Below are 23851 nucleotides of genomic sequence, written 5' to 3'. Positions count from 1 at the left end.
GTCACAAACCTAGATTCTGCAACGGCTTCGGAGGCTCGCCATGGCCAGAAACACCCTGCGCAGCGCCGGTCTATGGCTGCTGCTGTTCGCCACAAACCCGCTGCTGGCGGCGCCCACCGTCGATACCCAGACCTTCGTCGAGCAGGCCGTGGTTGCCCGCATCGCCGAGACCGAGGCGGCCCAGCTGGCGCTGCGCCTCAGCCAGTCGGCGGATGTGAAGGACTTCGCCCAGCAGGTCATCGATCACCACCCGCGCGAGAACGCCGATCTGCAGACCTTCGCGCGCACCCGTCAGGTCAACCTGCCGGCCGATGCCGAGCTGCTGAAGCGCAGCAAGCCGCAGCTGCAGCAGCTGAGCGGTGACAACTTCGACGCCCTCTACGCCGACCTGCAGGCGCGCAGCTACGAGAACAGCATTGCCCTGTTCAACCAGGCCGCCGAGCAGGGCGACCCCGAGCTGCAGGCCTTTGCCCGGGCCAAGCTGCCGGTGCTCAAGCATCACCTTGAGTCGGCGCGCATGCTGACCCGAGCCCACCCGCTGTCCTGACCGCGAGACTGACATGGAAGCCCTGGACCTGGCGCGCATCCAGTTCGCCTTCACCATTTCCTTTCACATCCTGTTCCCGGCCATCACCATCGGCCTGGCCAGTTACCTGGCCGTGCTCGAGGCGCTCTGGCTGAAGACCGAGAAAGAGGTCTATCGCGACCTCTACCACTTCTGGCTGAAGATCTTCGCCGTCAACTTCGGCATGGGCGTGGTTTCCGGGCTGGTCATGGCCTACCAGTTCGGCACCAACTGGAGCCGCTTCTCCACCTTCGCCGGCAGCGTCACCGGGCCGTTGCTGACCTACGAGGTGCTGACCGCCTTCTTCCTCGAGGCCGGCTTTCTCGGCGTCATGCTGTTCGGCTGGAACCGCGTCGGCCCGCGCCTGCATTTCTTCGCCACGGTGATGGTGGCCATCGGCACGCTGATCTCGACCTTCTGGATCCTCGCGTCCAACAGCTGGATGCACACGCCCCAGGGCTACGAAATCATCGATGGCCGGGTGATCCCGGTGGACTGGCTGGCGGTGATCTTCAACCCCTCCTTCCCCTACCGCCTGACCCATATGGCGGTGGCCGCCTTCCTCGCCACCGCCTTCTTCGTCGGCTCCTCGGCGGCCTGGCACCTGCTGCGCGGCAACGACAACCCGGGCGTGCGCAAGATGCTCTCGATGGCCATGTGGATGGCCCTGCTGGTGGCGCCGCTGCAGGCGCTGATCGGCGATGCCCACGGCCTCAACACCCTCAAGCACCAGCCGGCGAAGATCGCCGCCATCGAGGGCCACTGGAGCAACGACGAGCCGGGCCCTACCCCGCTGATCCTGTTCGGCTGGCCGGACATGCAGCGCGAGGAAACCCGCTTCGCCGTGGAGATACCGGTACTCGGCAGCCTGATCCTCAACCACAGCCTGACCGAGCCGATCCCCGCGCTGAAGGATTTCCCGCCCGAGGATCGGCCCAACGCCACCATCGTGTTCTGGACCTTCCGCATCATGGTCGGCCTTGGCCTGCTGATGATCTTCACCGGCCTGTGGAGCCTGTGGCTGCGCTGGCGCGACCGTCTGTACCAGTCGAAGGCCTTCCTGCGCCTGACCCTGCTGATGGGTCCCAGCGGCCTGATCGCGATACTCGCCGGCTGGTTCACCACCGAGATCGGCCGCCAGCCCTGGGTGATCTACGGGCTGATGCGCACCCGCGATGCGGTGTCGCTGCACAGCGCCACGCAGATGAGCATCAGCCTGGTGACCTTCGTGGTGGTGTACTTCTTCGTCTTCGGCGTGGGCCTGGTCTATGTGCTGCGCCTGGTACGCAAGGGGCCGGTGCCCCACGAGGGCCGCGAGACCAACGACGGCGGCGCCGGCCGGCCGCGCACTCCGGCACGACCGCTGTCGGCGCCGGAAGAACGAGTGGACGAGGGCTGAGACATGGGCATCGAACTGTCGCTGATCTGGGCCCTGATCATCGCCTTTAGCGTGATGATGTATGTGGTTATGGATGGCTTCGACCTGGGCATCGGCATGCTCTACCCGTTCTTCCGCGAGCGCGGCGACCGCGACGTGATGATGAACACGGTGGCGCCGATCTGGGACGGCAACGAGACCTGGCTGGTGCTCGGCGGTGCGGGCCTGTTCTGCGCCTTTCCGCTGGCCTATGCGGTGGTGCTGTCGGCCGTGTACCTGCCGCTGATCTTCATGCTGATCGGCCTGATCTTCCGCGGCGTGGCCTTCGAGTTCCGCTTCAAGGCCTCCGAACACTGGCGCCATGTGTGGGACAAGGCCTTCATCGGCGGGTCGCTGGTCGCCACCTTTTCCCAGGGCGTGGTGCTCGGCGCCTTTATCGAGGGCCTGCCGGTGCGTGACGGACAGTTCGCCGGCGGCTCGCTGGACTGGCTGGCGCCATTCCCGCTCTTCTGCGGCCTGGGCCTGGTGGTCGCCTACTGCCTGCTCGGCTGCACCTGGCTGATCATGCGCACCGAAGGCCCGCTGCAGGAGCGCATGCACGACCTGGCGCGCCCGCTGGCCCTGGTGCTGCTGGTAGTGATCGGCATCGTCAGCCTGTGGACGCCGCTGGCCCATGAGGCCATCGCCAAGCGGTGGTTCAGCCTGCCCAACCTGTTCTGGTTCCTGCCGGTGCCGCTGCTGGTGTTGCTGACCTTCCAGCAACTGCTGCGCTCGGTGGCCAACTACGACAACGCCAAGCCGTTCGTGCTGACCCTGGTGCTGATCTTCCTCGGCTACGCCGGCCTCGGCATCAGCCTGTGGCCGCACATAGTGCCGCCGTCGATCACCTTCTGGGACGCCGCCGCGCCGCCGCAGAGCCAGGGTTTCGCCCTGGTCGGCGCGCTGCTGATCATCCCCTTCATCCTCGGCTACACGGCCTGGAGCTACTACGTGTTCCGCGGCAAGGTGACACATGACCAGGGCTACCACTGAACCCTCGCTGTGGCGCCGCCTGGCCTGGCTGGTGGCGCTATGGACCGGCAGCGTGCTGACCCTGGCGCTGCTCGCCTGGCTGCTGCGCCTGCTGATGAGCGCCGCGGGCCTGACCACTCCCAGTTGAGGTGCGCCCCATGCCCGTGATCGGCTATCACGCCTCCCACGAACAGTTCCCGCCCGGCGAACTGCTGCAACTGCTGCTGCAGGCCGAACACGCCGGCTTCGCCGCCGGCATGTGCTCGGATCACTTCCATCCGTGGAGCGAAAGCCAGGGCGAAAGCGGCTTCGCCTGGTCCTGGCTGGGCGCCGCGCTGCAGGGCACCGCCTTCGACCTGGGTGTGGTCAACACACCGTGCTTCCGCTACCACCCGGCGCTGATCGCCCAGGCCAGCGCGACCCTGGCGCAGATGTATCCGGGGCGCTTCTGGCTGGCTGTGGGCAGCGGCGAGGCGATCAATGAATCGATCACCGGCGAGCGCTGGCCGCCCAAGGCGGAACGCAATGCCCGTCTGGTCGAGGCGGTGGCGATCATCCGCGCCCTGTGGGCCGGCGAGGAAGTATCGTGCGATGGCCTGATCAGGGTGGAACGGGCACGGCTGTACAGCCTGCCGTCACGCCCGCCGGCGCTGTACGCCGCGGTGCTTTCGGAAGAGACCGCGCGCTGGGCGGGAAGCTGGGCGGACGGCATGATCACGGTCAGCAGCGCGCCGGAGCAGCAGCAACGCATCGTTGACGCCTTCCGCGACGGCGGTGGCGCCGGCAAGCCCCTGCTGCTGCAGGCCAAGCTGTCCTATGCCGCAAGCGACGCGGAGGCCCTCGCCGGAGCCCATCAGCAATGGCGTACCAACGTGCTGCCCGGCTTGCTCACCCAGGATCTCAACAGCGTCGAGGCGTTCGAAGCGGCGGCCCGTACGGTGCGCCCCGAGGATCTGCGCGACCAGGTACGCATCGGCAGCGACCTGGCGCAACACGCCGCCTGGCTGCACGCCGATCTGCAGCAGGGCTTCGAGCGCATCTACCTGCACAACGTCAACCGCCACCAGCAGCGCTTCATCGAGGCCTTCGCTAGCTCGGTGCTTCCGCAAGTGCGCTAGCCACGCTGGCACCGTTCTCGGCCGGTGAGAAGATCGAGCCGACCCGCCACCAGGTGTACCCATAGGGCGCCAGCCGCAGCTCCAGCGCGCCGATGGCGTCGGCCCGTGCCACCTGGCGCGAGATCAGCTCGTAGCAATCGCGTCCGGCCAGCTCCGGGTGCCGTATGCGTACCGTGCAGGCGTTGCGGGACAGGTTGTGTACGCAGACCACTCGGCCGTGATCGAGGAAATAGCTCTCGGCCAGCACGGCCGCGCCGCCATCGCACTCGATGAATTCGTGGCGACCCAGGCCGAACTCGGGGCAGGAGCGCCGCGTCTCGATCAGCGTCCGCGTGGCGTTGAGCTGGGACTGCGGTTGCAGCCACTGCTCGGTGGCATTGACCCGGGCATAGCCGTATTCGCCGTCGTCGATCATCGGCCGGATCAGGCGCTGCGGATCGGCAGTGGAGAAACCGCCGTTGCGCTCCGCCGACCACTGCATCGGCGTACGCACCGGAAAGCGATCCGGCAGCTCCAGCTTGTCGCCCATGCCCAGCTCGTCGCCGTAATACAGCAGCGGCGCGCCGCTGCGGCTGAACAGCAGGCTCTGCGCCAGGCGCACCCGCCGCGGATCACCCAGCAGCGGAGCCAGGCGCCGGCGCGTGCCGCGTCCGTAGATGCGCATGTGCTCGTGGGGCGCAATGCTGTCCAGCAATTGCTCTCGGGTAGCCGGGTCCAGCCAGGTGAGATTCAGCTCGTCGTGATGGCGCAGGAAGTTCATCCACTGGGCGCTGGGCGGCAGCGGTGGCAGCAGTGATTCCAGCTCCCGGATCGGCGTGCCGTCTTCGCGGGCCAGGGCCAGGAACATGCGTTCGGCCCCGACGAAATTGAACAATTGGTTCAGCCCGTCGCCATCGCCGAAGAATTGTCCCAATTCCTCGGGCGCCACATTGGCCTCGCCCACCAGCAGCGCCCCGTGGCCATAGCGACTGGTATGGCGACGCAACTGGCGCAGGTACTCATGCGGGTCGCTGAAGTGTTGTGCCGGCCCCTTGGGCAGTATCAGGTAGGGCGCGGCGTCCACCCGGAAGCCGTCCACGCCCAGGGCCAGCCAGAAGCTGAGGATGCGCATCACCTCCTGGCGCACCTTGGGGTTGCCGTGGTTCAGCGATGGCTCGAAGTCGTGGAAACGATGGAAGTAGTAGGCGCCGGCCTGCTCGTCGTAGGTCCAGACACTGTCGTAGCGGTCGGGGAACATCACTTGGTCGGCGTGATCGTCGTCCGGTTCCTCTACCCACACGTAGTAGTCGCGCAACGGCGAGCCCGGCTGGCGCGAGGCCTGGAACCAGGGATGCTGGCTGGAGGTATGGTTGACCACCAGATCGAGGAGCACCCGAATGCCGCGCGCCCGTGCCTCGTCGATAAAGGCGCTGAAGTCGCCGAAGCTGCCCAGGTGCGGGTCGATGCCGTAGTGGTCGATCACGTCATAGCCGTCGTCGAGCTCCGATGACGGATGGAATGGCATCAGCAGCAGGCTGTTGATGCCCAGCTGACGCAGATAGTCCAGGCGCGCGGTGAGGCCGGGGAAATCGCCGATGCCATCGCCATTGGAATCATGAAAGGTGGCGACATCCAGCTGATAGGACACCGCGCTGTCATACCACACATCGTTCGCTTCCATCCGCCACTCCGCCGGCTCGAACCCTGCTAGATGGAGCCAAGCGCGACGGTACAAGTTCAGGCAATCGCCGCGCTGTCGGACCGGATTGGTGTGCCGATGCCCGTGATGGCGGCTGGCATGCACGGGCAGATCGCCTGCAGGAGCAGCCGCCTCGTAAAGCGCCTTGAACCCCGCGGGCTGCCGCCCCGTCTCAACTGAGTGACCCATGAGGCGGCCTCCCGATGCATCCTCCACCCTCTCCTACCCCACGCCAACGGAGAACGCCATGAGCTTCAGCCTGTGGCTGCTGGTACTCGGTACCCTGCTGCTGATCCTCGCGCTGGCGTCCGCCTACCTGCGTCTGTTGCCGGTGTCGTCATCGGTGCTGTACCTCGCCTTCGGCCTGGTCGTCGGCCCCTTCGGCCTCGAACTCTGGCAACTGGGCCTCGGCCACATCAGCCTGTGGCTGGAACACTTGGCCGAGGTGGCGGTGCTGGTCTCGCTGTTCATCGGCGGGCTCAAGCTGCGCCTGCCCCTGCGCGCTATGGAATGGCGCGCAGCCTGGCTGTTGGCCGGCCCGGTACTGGTCGGCACCATCCTCGGCATGACCCTGGTCGGCCACTTGTGGCTGGGCCTGGACTGGGGTTTGGCGCTGCTGGTGGCCGCCATCCTCTCGCCGACCGACCCGGTATTGGCGAGCCTGGTACAGGTCAGCCGCGCCGGCGATGTCGACCGCCTGCGCTACGCCATCTCTGGCGAGGCCGGCTTCAACGACGGCATCGCCTTCCCCTTCGTCGTACTCGCCCTGCTGCTGATCGCCGATCAGTCCGCACTGCCACCCACCGGCGACCTGCTGCGCTGGCTGCTCGTCGACGTGCTATGGGCCATTCCCGCCGGGCTGCTGCTGGGCTACTGGCTGGGGCGCGGCACGGGCCGGCTGGTGATCTACCTGCGTGCGCGCCACACCGACACAGTGGTCACGGCCAACGACTTCCTCGCCCTGGCGCTGATCGCCCTCTCGTACGCCTGCGCCGAGTTCATCGGCGCCTGGGGCTTCCTCGCCACCTTCGCCGCCGGCCTCGGCCTGCGCCATGCCGAAGTGGAGACCAGCAGCCACACCGACGAGCCCGCCGAGGAAAGCGGCAACCCGGAGCCCCGCGAGGAAGGCCAGGCGAATGTGCTGGTGGAGTTCGGCTCCGACCCCGAGGAGCACCCGCAGATCGCCGCCGGCGCGCTGATGGCCGACATCCTCTCCTTCGGCGGGCTGCTCGAACGCATTCTGGAAATCCTGCTGGTGACCCTGCTCGGCGCCCTGCTGTTCTACCACTGGGACTGGCGCGCCCTGCCCCTGGCGCTAGCCTTGTTCTGCCTGGTGCGCCCGGCCATGGTCGTGCTGTTGATCCGCAACCGCCAGCTGCCGCTCGGCCACCGCCTGTTCGTCGGCTGGTTCGGCATCCGCGGCATCGGCAGCCTGTACTACCTCAGCTACGCCCTCAACCACGACCTCTCGCCCCTGGCCGCCAGCGAAGCCAGCGACCTGGTGCTCAGCGTGGTGGCCCTGAGCATCCTGTTCCACGGTCTGTCGACCCAGCCGCTGCTGAATCTCTACGAACGATTTGAACGACGCTGAAAACAAAACTGCCCGTGGGCCGAGGCCCACGGGCAGTCAGGTTCAACGTAACTCGATCAGCTGGCGCGCGCCATGTTGCGCAGGGCCTTGATCTGGTCGTGGTTGCGGATCACCCCGGCGTATTGGCGCTGGATCACTTCACGCACATTGGCCGGCAGGTTCTTCTCTTCCAGGGCTTCGGCATAGTGCTTCTTGGCCACGTCCTCGCCGCGCTCGCACTCGTTGAGGATGGCCTCGTCGCTCTTGCCGGTGATCAGCGCCTTGAGGTCGACCCAGCGACGGTGCAGATCACCGCCCACGCTGGTGTCGGTTTCCGGCTTGCCGCCCAGTTCCAGCACCAGGCCCTGCAGCTCGCCGGCCGCGGCCGCGCATTCGCGCGAGCGGTTGTTGAACAGCGACTGCAGTTGCGGATCCTTGACGTCCTTGGCGCAGGTACGGAAGCCCGCCTCGCCGTCCTTGCTGGTCTCGATCAGGTTATTGAGGACCTTGATGGTGTCTTTGATGGTATCGCTCATCATTGTCTTCCTTTGCCGGCGGTGCCGGCGGCTGGTGGGATGACTGCAGAGGCGCAGTTAGTGTTGCGCCGCCTGATGCTGTCGACTCGGCCGCTTCGATCGGTGTTCCACTTACCCGATGGGCGGTAGGGCCAACAGATCAATAACTTAGCCCTGCTCGGCGACCAGGATCAGGGCGCCCAGCGGAGGCAGGTCGAGTGGCAGTGACTGCACCTGACCGTGATCGCTGTGGGCGATGGTATGCAGCTGGCCGCGACTGCCGGCGGCTGAACCCAGGTAGCGCTCGTCGTCGCTGTTGAGCAGCACGCGCCAGCTGCCGGCGATGGGCACGCCGACGCGGTAGTCGCCGCGCGGCACCGGGGTGTAGTTCTGCACCACCAGCAGCGGCGGTTCGCCCTCGGCGTGACGTAGCCAGGCAAACACGCTGTTGCGCTGGTCGTCGCCGATCAGCCACTGGAAGCCCTCGGCGCGGCCATCCAGGCGGTGCAACGCCGGGTAGTCGCGGTACAGGCGATTGAGATCGCGGACCAGGTTCTGCACGCCGACGTGCTCGCCGTAGTGCAGCAGGTACCAGTCCAACTGCTGATCGTGGTCCCACTCGCGCCACTGGCCGAACTCGCAGCCCATAAACAGCAGCTTCTTGCCCGGGTGCGTCCACATGTTGGCGAGGAACAGGCGCAGGTTGGCGAACTGCTGCCAGCGGTCGCCCGGCATCTTGCCCAGCAGCGAGCCCTTGCCGTGCACCACCTCGTCATGGGAGATGGGCAGGACGAACTGTTCGGAGAAGGCGTAGATCAGGCCGAAGGTCAGCTGGTGATGGTGGAAGCTGCGGTGCACCGGGTCCTGTTGGATATAGGCCAGGCTGTCGTGCATCCAGCCCATGTTCCACTTGTAGGCGAAGCCGAGGCCACCCTCGCCGGCCGGCCGACTGACCCCCGGCCAGGCAGTGGACTCCTCGGCAATCACCAAGGCGCCGGGAGCCTCGCTTGACACCACCTCGTTGAGATGGCGCAGGAATTCGATGGCCTCCAGGTTCTCGCGCCCGCCGTGGCGGTTGGGAATCCACTCGCCGTCCTTGCGCGAGTAGTCGCGGTAGAGCATCGAGGCCACCGCATCCACGCGCAGGCCGTCGATGTGGTAGGTGCGCAGCCAGTGCAGCGCCGAGGCCAGCATGAAGCCGTGCACCTCGGTGCGACCGAGGTTGTAGATGAAGGTGTCCCAGTCCTGGTGGAAGCCCTCGAACGGGTGCGCGTACTCGTACAGGGCGGTGCCGTCGAAGCGCGCCAGGCCGTGTTCGTCGGTGGGGAAATGCGCCGGCACCCAGTCGAGGATCACGCCGATGCCGGCGCGGTGGCAGGCATCGACGAAGGCAGCGAAATCGGCCGGCGAACCGTAGCGCGAGGTTGGAGCGAACATCGACAGCGGCTGGTATCCCCAGGAACCGCCGAACGGGTGCTCCATCACCGGCAGCAGCTCGATATGGGTGAAGCCCAGGTCCTGTACATAGGGAATCAGGCGCTCGGCCAGCTCGGCCCAGGTCGGCGGGCGGTCGTCGACATGCTGCCAGGAGCCGGCGTGCACCTCGTAGATGCTCAGCGGCCGGTCATGGCCCTGATGCTGCTGCCGGTTGGCCAGCCAGTCCTGATCGCTCCAGGCGAAGTCCAGCGGCGCGGCGACGCGCGAGCCGGTGGCGGGCGGCCGCTCGCCTTCCAGCGCCAACGGGTCGGCCTTGAGCGGCAGCACGCCGTCGGCGCCGAGAATCTCGAACTTGTACACGGTGCCGGCGCCCAGGCGCGGGATGAACAGCTCCCAGACCCCGCTCGGGTAACGCAGGCGCATGGGGTGGCGGCGCCCGTCCCAGCCGTTGAAGTCGCCGACCACCGAAACCCGCCGGGCATTGGGCGCCCATACGGCGAAACGCACGCCCGGCACGCCGTCCTGCTGCATCAGCTGGGCGCCCAGGCAGCGGCCGAGATCGCGGTGGTTGCCCTCGGCGAACAGGTACAGGTCGATATCGCCGAGCAGGGCGCCGAAGGCGTAAGGGTCCTCGGTTTCCTGCTCGGCCTCAGGCCAGTGGATGCGCAGACGATAGGGCCGCGGGCGATCAAGCCTCAGGCTGAACAGGCCGCCGGCGTCCTCCAGTTGCATGGCGCCGAGCAGCTCGCCGCTGTCGGCGGCCAGCAGCTCGACCGCCAGTGCGCCGGGCAGCCATACGCGCACCAGGCTGCCGTCGCCATCCGGTTGCGGGCCGAGGAAGGCAAAGGGGTCGCCATGCTCGGCGCGGCGCAGACGTTCCAGGTCAGTCATCAACGGTTTCCCTGCAATTGGTGAACAAGCTCCAGCAACCCGTGCAGCGGCACATCGATCCAGTCGGGTCGGTGGGCGGCTTCATAGAGAACCTCGTAGGCGGCCTTCTCGATGCTGAACAGCGCCAGCGCGGCGCCCTCGCCTTCGCGGGCCTGCCACTCGTGCGGCAGGTCGGCGGCTGCCAGACGGTAGGCGTCGTAGAAGGCCGTGCGCGCCTCGCTGCGGTAGCGCGAGGCGATGCGCTGGCGGGCCAGCGTGGCCTGGTCGGACGAATCGGAGCCCTGGGCGTTGCGCAGCACCATGGCGGCGGCATAGTCGAAGGAGCGCAGCATGCCGGACACATCCTTCATCGGGCTGTGACGCTGGCGGCGCTGCTCCAGCGGCCGGCTCGGCTCGCCCTCGAAGTCGATGATGTAGGCGTCGCCCTGCACCACCAGCACCTGGCCCAGATGCAGGTCGCCATGCACGCGGATGCGCACGCCGCCGCTGGACAGCCGCGCCAGGTCGCCGACCAGACGCAGCAGTTCGTCGCGCTGTTGCAGCAGCAGGTCGACCTGGCGCTGGTCCGCCTCGCTCAGGCGGGCGCGGTTATTATCCAGCGCGTCCAGCGCCTGCTGCAGCTGCGCGCCGATGGACTCGCCCCAGCCCTGGCTGTCCGTCTCGTTGCTGGGGCGCAGGCCGAAATCGGGATCGTCGCTGGGCTTGGCCAGGACCAGGTGCATTTCGCCCAGGCGCCGGCCCAGGGTGGCGGCGAAGGTCTGCAGCTCAGTCAGGGCGTCGTATTCGCTCTGCACGTTGGAGATGCCGCCGCTAAGCTCGTCGCGGATGGCGCGCTGCAGGTTGTCGAGGGTCCAGCTCCAGGCATCGCCCTGGTTGCTCAGGTAGCCCTGCAGGATCATCAGGGTGAAGGACTCACCCGTCTCGTCCACTCGGCGAACCTCGCCCAGCATCGGGGCGATATTGGCGTAGCCGTTGGCGGTGAGGAAACCGCCCATCTCCGCTTCCGGATGTACGCCTGGGAACAGGCGGCGCACCAGCTTGAGCACCATGCGCTCGCCGATGATCACCGAGCTGTTGGACTGCTCGGCGGAGATCAGTCGCGTCTCCTCGCCCGCCACCGCCGGGTAGTCGGCGAAGCGGCTGCTGGCCAGGAAATGGATCTCGCTGTCCCCGGCCTTCAGCACCTGGCGGCTGTGCAGGTGGGCGAGCACCTCGTAGGTGAATTCGGGCAGGCTGAAGCCATCGGTCAGCAGGCCCACCTGGCGGCCACGACGCAGCCGCGCCAGGGCCAGTTGCTGAGCCAACGGATTGCCGGACGAACCTTCGTCGACGTAGGCCAGCGGCAGCTGGTAACGCTCGCCGCCCTGGGTGATCTCGGCCAGTGCGCGCAGGTCACCGAACGGCTGCACGTAGGCCAGCTCGGGTTTGGCGGTGCCGTCGCCTTGGGCGGAGAACCAGCGACGCCGGCCCAGGTAGCTGGCGAGCAGGTCACTCTCCAGCACGCCGCGGCTGGGCGCGTGGGCCAGCTCCTGCAGGTCGCGCTTGATCACCAGGGTCGGCAGCTCGGCCATGCGTTCCACCGGTGCCACGTGCCAGCTGGGCATCTGCGAGGCGTCCGCCAGGTAGAACCAGTAGAAGCCGTACGGCGGCAGGGTCAGCAGGTAGGTCATCTCGCCGATCGGCGGGAAGGACGCACCGCCGACCATTTCCACCGGTACCCGGCCGTCGTAGGCGGACAGCTCCAGTTCCACCGCCTGGGCAGCCCGCGACAGGTTGGCCACGCAGAGGATGCTCTCCTCGCGCCCGTCGGCGCCGCGCAGCTCGCGCAGGTAGGCGAGGATGCGCCGGTTGCTCGGCGCCAGCATCTTCATGCTGCCGCGGCCGAAGGCCTGCTGTTGCTTGCGCACGGCCAGCATGCGGCGCATCCAGTTGAGTTGGGAGTGGGCGTCGCGGGCCTGGGCCTCGACGTTGACCGTCTGGTAGCCATACAGCGGGTCCATGATCGGCGGCAGCACCAGCTTGGCCGGGTCGGCGCGGGAGAAGCCGCCATTGCGGTCCATCGACCACTGCATGGGCGTGCGCACGCCGTCGCGGTCGCCGAGATAGATGTTGTCGCCCATGCCGATCTCGTCGCCGTAGTACAGCACCGGGGTGCCCGGCATCGACAGCAACAGGCTGTTGAGCAGCTCGATGCGTCGGCGGTCACGCTCCACCAGCGGCGCCAGGCGGCGGCGGATACCCAGGTTGATACGTGCACGCTGGTCGGCGGCGTAGTAGTTCCACAGGTAGTCGCGCTCGTCGTCGGTGACCATCTCCAGGGTCAGCTCATCGTGGTTGCGCAGGAAGATCGCCCACTGGCAGTTGGGCGGGATATCCGGGGTCTGGCGCAGGATATCGGTGATCGGGTAGCGGTCTTCCTGGGCGATGGCCATGTACATGCGCGGCATCAGCGGGAAGTGGAAGGCCATATGGCATTCGTCACCCTCGCCGCCCTCCTCGCCCCCAAAGTACGGGCGAGTGTCCTCCGGCCACTGGTTGGCCTCGGCCAGCAGCATGCGGTCGCTGTAGCGCTCGTCCAGGGCCGCGCGGATGCGCTTGAGCACCACGTGGGTCTCGGCCAGGTTCTCGTTGTTGGTGCCGTCGCGCTCGATCAGATAAGGAATGGCGTCCAAGCGCAGGCCGTCCACGCCCATGTCCAGCCAGTAGCGCATCACCCCGAGCACGGCGCGCAGCACCTGGGGGTTGTCGAAGTTGAGGTCGGGCTGATGCGAGTAGAAGCGGTGCCAGAAGTACTGGCCGGCGACCGGGTCCCAGGTCCAGTTGGACTTCTCTGTGTCGAGGAAGATGATCCGCGTGCCGGGATACTTGTCGTCCGTGTCGGACCAGACATACCAGTCGCGCGCCTTGGAACCCTTCTTCGCGCGCCGCGCGCGCTGGAACCAGGGATGCTGGTCCGAGGTGTGGTTGATGACCAGCTCGGTGATCACCCGCAGCCCGCGCTTGTGCGCCTCGGCGATGAAGCGACGGGCGTCGGCCAGGGTGCCGTAGTCCGGGTGCACGCCCTTGTAGAGAGCGATGTCGTAGCCATCGTCGCGGCGTGGCGAGGGGTAGAACGGCAGCAGCCAGAGGGTGTTCACGCCGAGGTCGGCGATGTAGTCGAGCTTGTCGATCAGCCCGGCGAAGTCGCCGACGCCATCGTTGTCGGCATCGAAGAACGACTTCACGTGCAACTGGTAGATCACCGCATCCTTGTACCACTGCGGATCGTCGAGAAAGGCTTTGCTACGGGGCATGCGGTACTCCTGTCAGCGCACCGGGCGCACGCGCCAGATGCCGAATGGCAGATGCCAGGGTTCGATGCGCATCCACTGCACCTTGCCGTGCCAGGTCCAACGGTGGCCGTTCATCAGGTCCTCGCCTTCCAGCGCGGCATCGTCGGCCAGGCCGAACTCCCACAGCGGCAACTCGAAGTTGGCCTCCTGGGCGTTGTGCGGGTCGAGGCTGACGGCGACCAGGATGAAGTTGTCGCGCTCGGCGGTGCGCTTGCCAAAGAAGAGAATGTTGTCGTTCCAGGCGTTGTAGGCCTGGAAGCCGAAGTGGCTGTGCAGGGCACGGTTGTCGCGGCGGATCTGGTTGAGCCGGGTGATCTCGCCGACGATGTTGCCCGGCGCGTGGTAGTCGCGCGGGCGCAGCTGGTATTTCTCCGAGTCCAGGTACTCTTCCTTGCCGGGCACCGGTGCCGCCTCGCACAGCTCGAAGCCGGAGTACATGCCCCATAGGCCCGAGCCCATGGTCGCCAGCGCGGCGCGGATCAGGAAACCGGCGCGGCCGCCGTGATGCAGGAAGTACGGATTGATGTCCGGCGTGTTGACGAAGAAGTTCGGCCGATAGCACTCGCGCCAGGGCGACTGGTTGAGTTCGGCGAAGTATTCCTCAAGCTCCTTCTTGCTGTTGCGCCAGGTGAAGTAGGTGTAGCTCTGGGCGAAACCGAGCTTGCCCAGACGCGCCATCATGGCCGGGCGGGTGAAGGCCTCGGAGAGGAAGATCACCTCGGGATTGGCGCGACGCACCTCGGCGATCAGCCATTCCCAGAACGGCATCGGCTTGGTGTGCGGGTTGTCCACGCGAAACAGGGTGACGCCCTGCTCCACCCAGCCCTGCACCACTTCCAGCAGCGCCATCCACAGGTCCGGCACGGCGGCTTCGGCGTAGAAGTCGACGTTGACGATGTCCTCGTACTTCTTCGGCGGATTCTCGGCGTGGCGGATGGTGCCGTCCGGACGCCAGCTGAACCAGCCGGGATGCTGCTCGAGCCAGGGATGGTCGGGAGAGCACTGGATGGCGAAGTCCAGCGCCACTTCCAGGCCATGGTTACGCGCGGCCTGCACCAGATCGCGGAAGTCCTCCAGGCTGCCCAGCTCCGGATGCACGGCCTCGTGCCCACCTTCGGCACTGCCGATGGCATAGGGGCTGCCGGGGTCGTTCGGGCCGGCCTTGAGGCTATTGTTCGGGCCCTTGCGGTGGGTGCGGCCAATGGGATGGATGGGCGGGAAATACAGCACGTCGAAGCCCATGGCGGCGATGTCCGGCAGGCGCCGCTGCACGTCGGCGAAGGTGCCGTGGCGCTGCGGGTCGCCACTTTCCGAGCGCGGGAACAGCTCGTACCAGCTGGCGAACTCGGCCAGCTTGCGGTCCACGTCCAGCGGGAACGCCCCGCTGCGCACCAGGTGCGGGCGGTGCTCGGCACGCCCCATCAACTCACTGGTGAGCGGGTCGAGCAGCACGGCCACGCGCTGGTCCACCGTCTCGCAATCGGCAAGGCGCCCGAACAGTCCGGCGAAGCGCTCCGCCAGCGAAGCGGGTGCTTCGGCCCCGATGCGCCGAACCAAGGCCTCGCCTTCCTGAATCTCCAGGGCGACGGGCACGCCGGCGGCGTACTTCTTCTTCAATTCGTAGTGATAGCTGGCATAGATGTCCTGCCAGGCCTCGATGACGAACTCCGCCCGGCCCGGCGCCTCCGGCACCAGCCAGCCGCGCCAGCGATCATTACCTTGAGCCTGCAGCGGCACGCGTTGCCATTGCTGCTCGCCGGCACCACGCCAGAGCAGCGCCGCGGCGATCTGGTCGTGACCGTCGGTAAAGATCACCGCATCGACGGCCAGCGGCTGCCCCACCAGGCATTTGGCGGCGAAGCGTCCGCCCTCCACCTGGGGCGTTACCGATTCGATGGCAATGCGCGGCGTTGCGGCGGCGAGACTGGCGTTGACGCGGGCTTCGGCCTGGCGAATCGCATGCATCGCTATGGGCTCCTTGACGCCCGGCGGACGTGTAGCTGGGAAAGTGGGAATGAGCCGGCAATGGCTCCTTGAGTTCCGAGCCCGCGGCGGCGGCAAAGTTCAGGCTGCTTACAGCGGGATACCATCGGCGTAGAGCACGCCGCGCTCCGGGTGGATGTCGAGGATCGAGCGCAACATACGCTCCGCCGCATCCTCTGCCTCGCGCTCGCAGACGCAGCGTGGGTCGAATACCCAGAGCACCGTCACCTCGCTGCCATATCGCTTGGGCTGGTACTCGATGAGGCCGATGAAACTGGCGCCGTTGTACATGGCATCGGTCCACGCCGTGCAATGTTCGAACTCGCGGAACATGAGATACCTCTCCGCTAGGGGGGTGGCTGCTTGGCCTCGCGTTCGAGGACCGGAAGCGCGTGCAGGATGATCAGCGCCAGCACCGTGGCCATCACCGCAGTGCCTTCGCGGCCCATGCCCACGGCGATGCCGATGGCGGTGCTGAACCAGAGCGAGGCAGAAGTGGTAAGGCCCTTGATCTGGCTATCGTTGTCGCCCTTGAGAATGGTGCCGGCGCAGAGGAAACCGATACCGGCGGCGATGCCCTGGATCACTCGACTGACGGCGTCATGCTCGGCCTCGTCCAGCTCCAGGATCATCACGAACAGCGCCGCACCCAGGGTCACCAGCATGTGGGTACGCAACCCGGCGGCCTTGCCCTTGGCTTCGCGCTCGAAGCCCAGCAGGCCGCCGAGCAAAGCGGCCATCAGCAGGCGCAGGCCGGCACGCAGCATCTGCTCTGGCTGCCCGAAGTCGGCGAACTCCTCGTGCAGAGCCGCCACCAGATAGTCGCTCAGCTCCAAGGCAATTGACGACCAGGGCGCAGACTCAGCAGCGCCTGGCGCTCTCCTGGCAGCAGATAGCGCCGGGTACCGCAGCGGCTGCAGCATTCGTGTAGCAGCTCGCTGCCACACAGGCGCAGGGCGGATGATCGATCAGGGAACCATTGGCATCCGGAAATCAGGCAAAGCAGTGTCATGATGGCCACTCCGTTGGGTCTCTAGAAAATGACTCGCACCGCAGCGGAAGGTTTGATGAAAATTCGAACTATCGAGGTGGGCCCGCTTCTGTTGAGGTGAAGCCGCGCGAACGCGGTGCCAGCGGAGACGACGACCATGCCTCGCGGTAGCAAAGACAAGTACACCGACAAACAGAAGCGCAAGGCCGAGCATATCGAGGAGGGTTACGAGGCCCGAGGCCTCTCCAAGCATGAGGCGCAGGGACGAGCCTGGGCCACGGTGAACAAGCAGTCCGGCGGCGGCGAGCGCAACGGCGGCTCGGGCCAGAAGAAGAGTCCGGAGAAGAAGGAGGCCGCACGCAAATCCTCGGCTCGCCGCGCGGCGAAGACCCGAGAAGGCGTGCCACGGCCCGGCTCGTAGCTGGAGTCGATGACCCGACCAGAGCTGCTGGACATGGCGCGCAAGCGGGACATCCGCGGGCGCTCGACCATGCGCAAGGCAGAACTGATCGAGGCCCTCGGCTGAGTCGGCCTACTCTTCGTCTTCGCCCTCGATCACCTGGTCCGTCCAGGGCTTGCCGTCCAGCGGGGCGGAGCGAGCCAACTCCGCTTCGTCCAGGCCGATGCCGCCGCCAATGGCCGACCCGTCGACCACGCTCAATTCCTTGTCGAGCGGATGGCTGTGGCCCAACTCGTCCGGCGAGTTGGCACCGCTCTCATCGAACAGGGTGTCGGGGCTGAGGTCGTCCATTGTCACGTTGTCCTCGTGAGCGCTGTCGGTCAGCGTCTCGCCACCCGTCATGCCGGCGTGTGCCTCACGCTCGGCCGAATACGTTTCGCCTGGGCGCTCATCGCCGATACGCCCCCCGCGCTCGTCGTGCCGGTCATCGAAATCCAGCTCGCGTACCGAGTCCATGCGGTCCTCGATATCGTCGAGCTCGTGAACTCGCGGTGTGTGCTTGCTCATGCTGTTGCTCCAGTCGACTGTGTTCCTCTGTCGACTGGCGGCCGCGACGATGATTCAAGCTGTTTGCGCCAGGCTTCAGAAGCTTATGCGCGTGCTGTCTGGCAAGCGATGCAGCTCGAGCTGCAGCGCAGATGGCTGCCGAGCGGTATTGCCGGTATGCGAAGGTGGCAAGGAGAGCGATTCGAGAGAAGGACTCGGCAGATGCTCGCGGTAGTCGATGGGAGTTGAGCGCTCGAGATCGCCCACGAAGCCGAGCCGAATGACGTTCTGGTCCACGTCGGGCCGAGGTGCTGGAGGATGGTAGAGGAGCTGCCATGCCAGCAAGAGGCCCAACAGCGTGCTTGTCAGCACCCAGAAGAGTAAAGGCCCGTTGCGAAGTCTCTTCGACCGGTACCTGCCTGAATCCGAATTGCCCATGGCGGCTGTTCCTCCCTGATGAGACGTGCACCGACAGCCGCTAAAGCAGTGCTCGCTCGAATATAAAGATGTGCTGTTACCAGAACCTGACAGAGCTGGCGGAAATGCTGGGCCGTCTGGCCTTGCAAAACGGGGCAGAACCCTTGAGCCAGAGCGAATTGTCCGGCAAATCCAAAGAGGAGAAGATATCTTTTGGAGATTAAGAGATACCTGCTCCGCATAGCGGGGGAATAAATACGGCTTTTATAGCTTTTCGCCCAGCCTGTAGGTCCTTGTTCGGCCTCGATATGCTTTTAATTCATTAAAAAAAAATGAACACCTTGATTCCTCGTTCTCTCCGAGTAAGGGTGCCCCTTGGCATACACCCAAATTACTGACGAGGATCTAAAAATGGCTGGACATCGCGGCGGTAAAGGTAATTTCGCGGAAGACCCGCAACGTGCTTCCGAGGCTGGCAAGAAAGGCGGCCATGTAAGCGGCGGCAACTTCAAGAACGACCCTCAGCGGGCTTCCGAGGCAGGACGCAAAGGCGGCCAGAACAGCCACGGCGGTCGCAACTAGCAATCTGCGCAACTCGAGAGCGGCCTCCGTTCTCGAGTTCCAGCTGCAACCTTCTCGCTCTCTTGCCATGCCGGGCTAATCCGCCTGCGCAGTAGCCTCCTGCTCCTCCACTGCCTCGTCGAAGGTGTTGTCCCAGATCAGTCGCGGGTCGAAGGTGACTGCGGCGATCATGGTCAGGATCACCACGGTGGCGAAGGCGGCGGCCCCCAGATTGGCCTGAATGCTGGCCAGATTGCCGAAATTGACCAGCGCCACCAGGATGGCGATGACGAAGATATCCAGCATCGACCAGCGCCCGATCCATTCAATGAAGCGGTACATGAGAATGCGCTGCTGCGCAGACATTGGCTGATGCCGTTGCACCGAGTACAGCAACAGAGCGATGCCGACCAGCTTGAAGGTCGGCACCAGGATGCTGGCGACGAATACCACCAGGGCGATCGGCAGCATGTCGGCATGAATCAGCTCGAGCACCCCGCCCATGATGGTCGACGGTGCGCCCTTGCCGAGGAAACTCACGGTCATGATCGGCAGCACATTGGCCGGGATATAGAGAATCGCGGCCGTGATCAGCAGGGCCCAGGTGCGGGCGATGCTGTTCGGTCGACGGGCATGCAGATGACCGCCGCAGCGTGTGCAATGCTGCACTTCGCCTTCGCGCAGGTACTCCAGCTTGTGGCATTCCCCACAGACGATGATGCCGGCATCAAGTGCGCGCATCGCCATCCTCCTCTTCGCTCAGCGCATCCCACACCTGGTGTGGCGACATGGTGACCTCCAGCCATATCTGCGCCAGCATCAGCGCAACAAAGCAGGCCAGGCCCACGCCCAGGTGCAGCTTGGCCATGTCGATCAGCTTGACGATCGACACCAGAATGCCGAACAGGTAGACCTCGAGCATGCCCCACTCGCGCATGTGGTGATAGATGCGGTAGCAGTAGCAGGCCAGCGGCCGCAGAGCCGGCCGCGGTATGGCGATCAGCACGAACAGCTGGCACAGCAGCTTGAGCAGCGGCACCAGCATGCTGCAGAAGAACACCACCACGGCCACGCCCTGCATGTTCGAGTGATACAGCCCCACCACCCCGCTCCACACCGTATCCACGGCATGCTGGCCGAGGATGCTGAGGCTCATGATCGGCAGGAAGTTGGCCGGTACGAACAGGATCAGCGCGGTCAGCACCAGCGCCAGCGAACGACGGCGCATCTGCGAGCGATGCACCACCATCTCGTAGCCGCAGCGGGGGCAGCAGGCCTTCTGCTCTTCCCCGACATGCGGATGGTGCATGAGCAGGTCGCATTCGTGGCAGGCGATCAACTGCTCCAGTGGCGGCAGCTGGCCTCGGGTCAGGCTTTCGGATTGCACTCTCTTCCACCTCTCGACTCGGCGACCCGTCCACAGGCCGCAGCTAGATATTACCCGCATTGCGCAACTTTGCCGCAGCGTCTGTAGCACCGCTTCGTGCTAGGGTGCCTACAACTCACCCTCCGGAGGTACGCGCATGCGCCTGAAGCTGGCCCCGTTCGTTCTGCTCGCCCTGTTCGGCAACCCCGTATTCGCCCATGACTACAGCATCGGCGCGCTGCATATCGAGCATCCCTGGTCGCGCGCGCTGCCGCCTACTGCGCCCAATGGCGCCGCCTATTTCGTGGTGCACAACAAAGGTACCGAGGGCGACCGTCTGCTCGGCGCCAGCACGCCCCTGGCCGCCACGGCCGAGCTGCACACCCATGTGCACCTGGGCGACGTGATGAAGATGCAGAAGGTCGACTCGGTGGGCGTGCCCGCCAATGGCGAGGCACGCTTCGAACCCGGCAGCAACCACGTCATGCTGTTTGGCCTGAAGCAGCCGCTGGTGGCCGGCGAACGCTTCCCGCTGACCCTGCAGTTCGAGAAGGCCGGCAAGGTGGAGGTGGAAGTCGCCATCGAGGCCGAGGCGCCGAAGGCCGAACACCACCATTGATACGCAAGGCGCCTGGCGTCAGTCGCGATCCAGCAGATGGAAGCGCGGCAACGACAGGTGCCAGCGAATCGCCGCCAGGCGGGTCAGCAGCACGGCCAGCATGGCGACCCCGGTATCCAGCCAATGCGGCGTCTCCAGCTCGCGCATGACGATGAACACCAGCGAGCCGAGGATACAGGCGGTGGCGTAGATCTCCTTCTGGAAGATCAGCGGGATCTCGTTGCAGATCACGTCGCGCATCACCCCACCGGCCACGCCGGTCATCACGCCCATGATCACCGCCGTGCTGTAGGGCACGTTGTGCTGCAGTGCCACCTCGGTGCCGATCACGGTGAACACGGCCAGGCCGAAGGCATCGGCGATCAGCAGCCCGCGCTCGTGGATCGGCTGGGTCAGGCGTACCCAGAGCACCGTGCCGACGGCGGCGATGGAGGCGATCAGGATATAGGTATCGTTGCGAATCCAGCTGACCGGATGGTTGTCCAGGATCAGGTCACGCAGGGTGCCGCCCCCCAGCGCGGTGATCACGGCGATGACCAGCACACCGAACAGGTCCATGGACTTGCGCCCCGCCATCAGCGCGCCGGTGATGGCGAAAACGGCGACGCCGAACAGGTCGGCAAGGTAGAAGATCTGCTGCATGGCGCCTTCAGCTGGTCACAGGGGCGCGCATGGTAACAAACTCCTCGGCGGCAGTCGGGTGGATGCCCAGGGTCTCGTCGAAGATGCGCTTGGTAGCCCCGGCTTTGAGCGCCACGGCCAGGCCCTGGACGATCTCGCCGGACTCCGGCCCGACCATGTGGCAACCGAGCACCTTGTCGTTCCTGGCGTCGACCACCAGCTTCATCAAGGTACGCTCCTGGCACTCGGTCAGGGTCAGTTTCATCGGCCGGAAGCGGCTCTCGAAAATCCTCACTTCGTGGCCCTGCTCGCGCGCCTGCTCCTCGGTCAGGCCGACGGTGGCGATATTCGGCAGGCTGAACACGGCGGTGGGAATAAGGTTGTAATCCAGCTTGCGGTATTCCTCCGGCTTGAACAGCCGTCGGGCCACCGCCATGCCTTCGGCCAGCGCCACCGGGGTGAGCTGCACGCGGCCGATCACATCGCCGAGGGCGAGGATCGAGGGCTCGCTGGTCTCGAACTGCTCATTGACGTGGATGAAGCCCTTGTCGTCGAGCTTCACGCCGGTGTTTTCCAATCCCAGGTTATCCAACATCGGCCGGCGCCCGGTGGCGTAGAACACGCAGTCGGTGGCCAGCTCGCGGCCATCTTTCAGAGTGGCCAGCAGGCTGCCGTCGGCCTGGCGCTCGATACGGGTGATGTCGGTATTGAACTGCAGGTCCAGGCCCTTCTTCTCCAACTCCTCCTTGAGGTGCTGGCGCACCGCGCCGTCGAAGCCGCGCAAGAACAGATCCTTGCGATACAGCAGCGAGGTCTCGGCACCGAGGCCATGGAAGATCGAGGCGAACTCGACGGCGATATAGCCGCCGCCCACCACCAGCACGCGCTTGGGTAGCTGTTCGAGGAAAAACGCCTCGTTGGAGGTGATTGCCAGTTCCTTGCCGGGGATATCCGGCACCTGCGGCCAGCCACCGGTGGCGATCAGGATGTGTTTGGCGCTGTGGCGCTGACCGTTGATCTCCACCTCATGCGGGCCGGTCAGCTTGGCATGGCCTTCCAACAGAGTGACGCCGCTGTTGACCAGCAGGTTGCGGTAGATGCCGTTGAGGCGCTGGATCTCGCGGTTCTTGTTGGCGATCAGAGTCGGCCAGTCGAACTGCGGCTCGTCCGAACTCCAGCCAAAGCCCGCGGCCTGCTCGAAGTCGTCGGCAAAATGGGCGCCATACACCAGAAACTTCTTCGGCACGCAGCCGACGTTGACGCAGGTGCCGCCCAGATAGCGGCTCTCGGCCACCGCCACCTTGGCGCCGAAGCCGGCGGCGAAACGGGCGGCACGCACACCGCCGGAACCGGCGCCGATCACGAACAGGTCGAATTCATAGGACATCGCAGTTCTCCTTGCAGGCGACAAGCATACCGGAGAGCCCGGGGGCTGCGTGTATGCTGGATGATGTAGGACTAGACCCGAGCCGCGCCGCCGCGGTTCGCCAGGAGGATCGCCATGCGCCCCACCCTCACCCATGTCGCCCTGCACGTTCCCGAGCTGCAGCCCTGCGTGGATTTCTACCGCGACTTCTGCGCCATGCGGGTGATTCACGAACGGGCCGGCAAGGGCTCGAAGATCGTCTGGATGGCCGAGCCAGGCAAGGAACACCAGTTCATCTTCGTGATCATGCCCGGCGGTACCGATCGCCAACTGGCGGCGAACGACTACAGCCATTTCGGCTTTGCCGTGGCCAGTCGCGAGGTGGTCGATGAGATCGCCAGAAGAGCCGCCGAGGCCGGCTGCCTGGTCTGGGCACCACGGGACGAGCCCTACCCGGTCGGTTACTACTGCGGCCTGCGCGACCCTGCAGGCAACTACGTCGAGTTCAGCTACGGCCAGCCGTTGGGGCCCGGTTCGGAGGCGATGCCCATCCCCTGAGTCGGCAGGTCAGAAACGACAAAGCCACCCGCAGGTGGCTTTGCTGACAGCAACGGCCTATCAGTAGGCCTTGCCGGTCTTGTACAGGTTCTCGAAGCAGAAGTTGGTGGCGTCGATGTAGCCCTCGGCGCCGCCGCAGTCGAAACGCTTGCCCTTGAACTTGTAGGCGATCACGCAGCCATCCTGGGCCTGCTTCATCAGCGCGTCGGTGATCTGGATCTCGCCACCCTTGCCCGGCTCGGTCTTCTCGATCAGGTCGAAGATGTCCGGGGTCAGGATGTAGCGGCCGATGATCGCCAGGTTGGACGGGGCGTCTTCCGGCTTCGGCTTCTCGACCATGTTGTTCACGCGGTAGATGTCGTCGCGGATCATTTCGCCAGCGATCACGCCGTACTTGGAAGTTTCCTCCGGCGGTACTTCCTGGATGGCAACGATGGAGCAGCGGAACTGGTTGTACAGCTTGACCATCTGCTGCAGCACGCCGTCGCCTTCGAGGTTGAAGCACAGGTCGTCGGCCAGCACCACGGCGAACGGTTCGTCACCGATCAGCGGGCGGCCGCTGAGGATGGCGTGGCCCAGACCTTTCATCTCGATCTGACGGGTGTAGGAGAAGCTGCACTCGTCGATCAGGCGACGGATGCCGACCAGGTACTTCTCCTTGTCGGTGCCCTGAATCTGGTGCTCCAGCTCGTAGCTGATGTCGAAATGGTCTTCCAGCGCGCGCTTGCCACGCCCGGTGACCATGGCAATCTCGCTCAGGCCTGCTTCCAGAGCCTCCTCGACGCCGTACTGGATCAGCGGCTTGTTGACCACTGGCAGCATTTCCTTGGGCATGGCCTTGGTGGCTGGCAGAAAGCGAGTGCCGTAACCGGCCGCCGGGAACAGACATTTCTTGATCATGACAATCCTTGGTACTGCGAGGGGCTGA

Annotated in this window: 24 protein-coding genes and 1 pseudogene; 10 read left to right on the top strand and 15 right to left on the bottom strand. The window is 65.6% G+C overall.

Annotation, left to right across the window (positions count from 1 at the left end):
- Nucleotides 1-40 precede the first annotated feature (40 nt).
- The 5 genes from N7607_RS18095 to N7607_RS18075 are packed head-to-tail and all read left to right on the top strand — an operon-like array spanning nucleotide 41 to nucleotide 4072.
- Nucleotides 41-547: a DUF4142 domain-containing protein gene (locus tag N7607_RS18095; RefSeq protein WP_279866632.1), complete on the top strand. Its 507-nt coding sequence runs from the start codon at nucleotides 41-43 to the stop codon at nucleotides 545-547.
- Nucleotides 548-560: 13 nt separating this feature from the next.
- Entirely contained in the window at nucleotides 561-1964 is a 1404-nt protein-coding gene (locus N7607_RS18090; RefSeq protein WP_279866631.1) for a cytochrome ubiquinol oxidase subunit I, read from the top strand.
- Between the two features lie 3 nt (nucleotides 1965-1967).
- Complete coding sequence (cydB, locus tag N7607_RS18085) at nucleotides 1968-2975, top strand: cytochrome d ubiquinol oxidase subunit II (RefSeq protein ID WP_279866630.1); 1008 nt, start codon at nucleotides 1968-1970, stop codon at nucleotides 2973-2975.
- A complete protein-coding gene (locus N7607_RS18080; protein WP_279866629.1) occupies nucleotides 2956-3102 on the top strand; it encodes a DUF2474 family protein in 147 nt (48 codons plus the stop codon). The genes cydB and N7607_RS18080 overlap by 20 nt, the downstream gene beginning before the upstream one ends.
- A 10-nt stretch (nucleotides 3103-3112) precedes the next feature.
- On the top strand, nucleotides 3113-4072 hold the full coding sequence (locus N7607_RS18075) for a TIGR03885 family FMN-dependent LLM class oxidoreductase (RefSeq protein ID WP_279866628.1): 960 nt from the start codon (nucleotides 3113-3115) through the stop codon (nucleotides 4070-4072).
- Here the strand turns inward: N7607_RS18075 and N7607_RS18070 are convergent.
- On the bottom strand, nucleotides 4044-5732 hold the full coding sequence (locus tag N7607_RS18070) for an alpha-amylase family protein (protein WP_279866627.1): 1689 nt from the start codon (nucleotides 5730-5732) through the stop codon (nucleotides 4044-4046). The two genes, N7607_RS18075 and N7607_RS18070, sit on opposite strands and share 29 nt — an antisense overlap.
- Before the next feature lie 265 nt (nucleotides 5733-5997).
- Between N7607_RS18070 and N7607_RS18065 the strand changes: the two genes are divergently transcribed.
- Nucleotides 5998-7341, top strand: a complete 1344-nt coding sequence (locus N7607_RS18065; RefSeq protein WP_279866626.1) for a sodium:proton antiporter — start codon at nucleotides 5998-6000, stop codon at nucleotides 7339-7341.
- Nucleotides 7342-7397: 56 nt separating this feature from the next.
- On the opposite strand, the gene N7607_RS18060 is transcribed toward N7607_RS18065, so the two are convergent.
- The 7 genes from N7607_RS18060 to N7607_RS18030 all read right to left on the bottom strand — a co-directional run bounded on the left by N7607_RS18060 (nucleotide 7398) and on the right by N7607_RS18030 (nucleotide 16490).
- Complete coding sequence (locus N7607_RS18060) at nucleotides 7398-7856, bottom strand: PA2169 family four-helix-bundle protein (protein ID WP_279866625.1); 459 nt, start codon at nucleotides 7854-7856, stop codon at nucleotides 7398-7400.
- A 147-nt stretch (nucleotides 7857-8003) separates the two neighbouring features.
- On the bottom strand, nucleotides 8004-10163 hold the full coding sequence (gene glgB, locus N7607_RS18055) for a 1,4-alpha-glucan branching protein GlgB (RefSeq protein ID WP_279866624.1): 2160 nt from the start codon (nucleotides 10161-10163) through the stop codon (nucleotides 8004-8006).
- Nucleotides 10163-13456 (bottom strand): maltose alpha-D-glucosyltransferase, encoded by a 3294-nt coding sequence (gene treS / locus N7607_RS18050; protein ID WP_279866622.1) that lies wholly within the window; start codon nucleotides 13454-13456, stop codon nucleotides 10163-10165. The genes glgB and treS overlap by 1 nt, the downstream gene beginning before the upstream one ends.
- 12 nt (nucleotides 13457-13468) lie before the next feature.
- A complete protein-coding gene (locus tag N7607_RS18045) occupies nucleotides 13469-15460 on the bottom strand; it encodes an alpha-1,4-glucan--maltose-1-phosphate maltosyltransferase (protein ID WP_279866620.1) in 1992 nt (663 codons plus the stop codon).
- Between the two features lie 108 nt (nucleotides 15461-15568).
- Nucleotides 15569-15811 carry a hypothetical protein gene (locus N7607_RS18040; protein WP_279866619.1) on the bottom strand — a complete coding sequence of 81 codons (243 nt, stop codon included), beginning with the start codon at nucleotides 15809-15811 and terminating at the stop codon, nucleotides 15569-15571.
- A gap of 14 nt (nucleotides 15812-15825) precedes the next feature.
- Complete coding sequence (locus N7607_RS18035; RefSeq protein WP_279866618.1) at nucleotides 15826-16314, bottom strand: MgtC/SapB family protein; 489 nt, start codon at nucleotides 16312-16314, stop codon at nucleotides 15826-15828.
- The gene (locus tag N7607_RS18030) at nucleotides 16305-16490 is read right to left on the bottom strand and encodes a PSPA7_2676 family Cys-rich small protein (protein ID WP_279866617.1); all 186 of its coding nucleotides are present in this window, start codon (nucleotides 16488-16490) and stop codon (nucleotides 16305-16307) included. The genes N7607_RS18035 and N7607_RS18030 overlap by 10 nt, the downstream gene beginning before the upstream one ends.
- Nucleotides 16491-16626: 136 nt before the next feature.
- Here N7607_RS18030 and N7607_RS18025 point away from each other — a divergent pair.
- Nucleotides 16627-16995 (top strand): annotated as a pseudogene (locus tag N7607_RS18025) (Rho termination factor N-terminal domain-containing protein).
- Nucleotides 16996-17001: 6 nt separating this feature from the next.
- On the opposite strand, the gene N7607_RS18020 reads toward N7607_RS18025, so the two are convergent.
- Nucleotides 17002-17436, bottom strand: coding sequence for a phosphotransferase system, HPr-related protein (locus N7607_RS18020; RefSeq protein ID WP_279866616.1), 435 nt, complete (start codon nucleotides 17434-17436; stop codon nucleotides 17002-17004).
- 75 nt (nucleotides 17437-17511) lie between these two features.
- Nucleotides 17512-17853, bottom strand: coding sequence for a hypothetical protein (locus N7607_RS18015; protein WP_279866615.1), 342 nt, complete (start codon nucleotides 17851-17853; stop codon nucleotides 17512-17514).
- 390 nt (nucleotides 17854-18243) lie between these two features.
- On the opposite strand from N7607_RS18015, the gene N7607_RS18010 reads away from it, so the two are divergent.
- Nucleotides 18244-18414 carry a general stress protein gene (locus tag N7607_RS18010; protein WP_279866643.1) on the top strand — a complete coding sequence of 57 codons (171 nt, stop codon included), beginning with the start codon at nucleotides 18244-18246 and terminating at the stop codon, nucleotides 18412-18414.
- Nucleotides 18415-18489: 75 nt separating this feature from the next.
- Here the strand turns inward: N7607_RS18010 and N7607_RS18005 are convergent, their stop codons facing one another.
- The gene (locus tag N7607_RS18005; RefSeq protein WP_279866614.1) at nucleotides 18490-19134 is read right to left on the bottom strand and encodes a paraquat-inducible protein A; all 645 of its coding nucleotides are present in this window, start codon (nucleotides 19132-19134) and stop codon (nucleotides 18490-18492) included.
- Nucleotides 19121-19780, bottom strand: coding sequence for a paraquat-inducible protein A (locus tag N7607_RS18000; protein ID WP_279866613.1), 660 nt, complete (start codon nucleotides 19778-19780; stop codon nucleotides 19121-19123). Before N7607_RS18000 ends, N7607_RS18005 begins: the two co-directional genes overlap by 14 nt.
- Nucleotides 19781-19916: 136 nt before the next feature.
- Between N7607_RS18000 and N7607_RS17995 the strand changes: the two genes are divergently transcribed.
- A complete protein-coding gene (locus tag N7607_RS17995; RefSeq protein ID WP_279866612.1) occupies nucleotides 19917-20378 on the top strand; it encodes a copper chaperone PCu(A)C in 462 nt (153 codons plus the stop codon).
- 18 nt (nucleotides 20379-20396) lie between these two features.
- Here N7607_RS17995 and N7607_RS17990 read toward each other — a convergent pair whose 3' ends face one another.
- Both N7607_RS17990 and gorA read right to left on the bottom strand, forming a co-directional pair.
- Nucleotides 20397-21020 (bottom strand): trimeric intracellular cation channel family protein, encoded by a 624-nt coding sequence (locus N7607_RS17990; protein WP_279866611.1) that lies wholly within the window; start codon nucleotides 21018-21020, stop codon nucleotides 20397-20399.
- Nucleotides 21021-21027: 7 nt separating this feature from the next.
- The gene (gene gorA, locus N7607_RS17985; RefSeq protein WP_279866610.1) at nucleotides 21028-22386 is read right to left on the bottom strand and encodes a glutathione-disulfide reductase; all 1359 of its coding nucleotides are present in this window, start codon (nucleotides 22384-22386) and stop codon (nucleotides 21028-21030) included.
- Between the two features lie 114 nt (nucleotides 22387-22500).
- Between gorA and N7607_RS17980 the strand changes: the two genes are divergently transcribed.
- Nucleotides 22501-22923: a VOC family protein gene (locus tag N7607_RS17980; RefSeq protein ID WP_279866609.1), complete on the top strand. Its 423-nt coding sequence runs from the start codon at nucleotides 22501-22503 to the stop codon at nucleotides 22921-22923.
- Between the two features lie 60 nt (nucleotides 22924-22983).
- On the opposite strand, the gene galU is transcribed toward N7607_RS17980, so the two are convergent.
- Nucleotides 22984-23823, bottom strand: a complete 840-nt coding sequence (galU, locus tag N7607_RS17975; RefSeq protein ID WP_192398282.1) for a UTP--glucose-1-phosphate uridylyltransferase GalU — start codon at nucleotides 23821-23823, stop codon at nucleotides 22984-22986.
- Between the last annotated feature and the right edge of the window lie 28 nt (nucleotides 23824-23851).

The sequence above is a fragment of the Pseudomonas sp. GD04019 genome, from assembly GCF_029837695.1.
Lineage (GTDB): Bacteria > Pseudomonadota > Gammaproteobacteria > Pseudomonadales > Pseudomonadaceae > Aquipseudomonas.
This window is presented reverse-complemented; position numbering and strand designations above follow the sequence as displayed.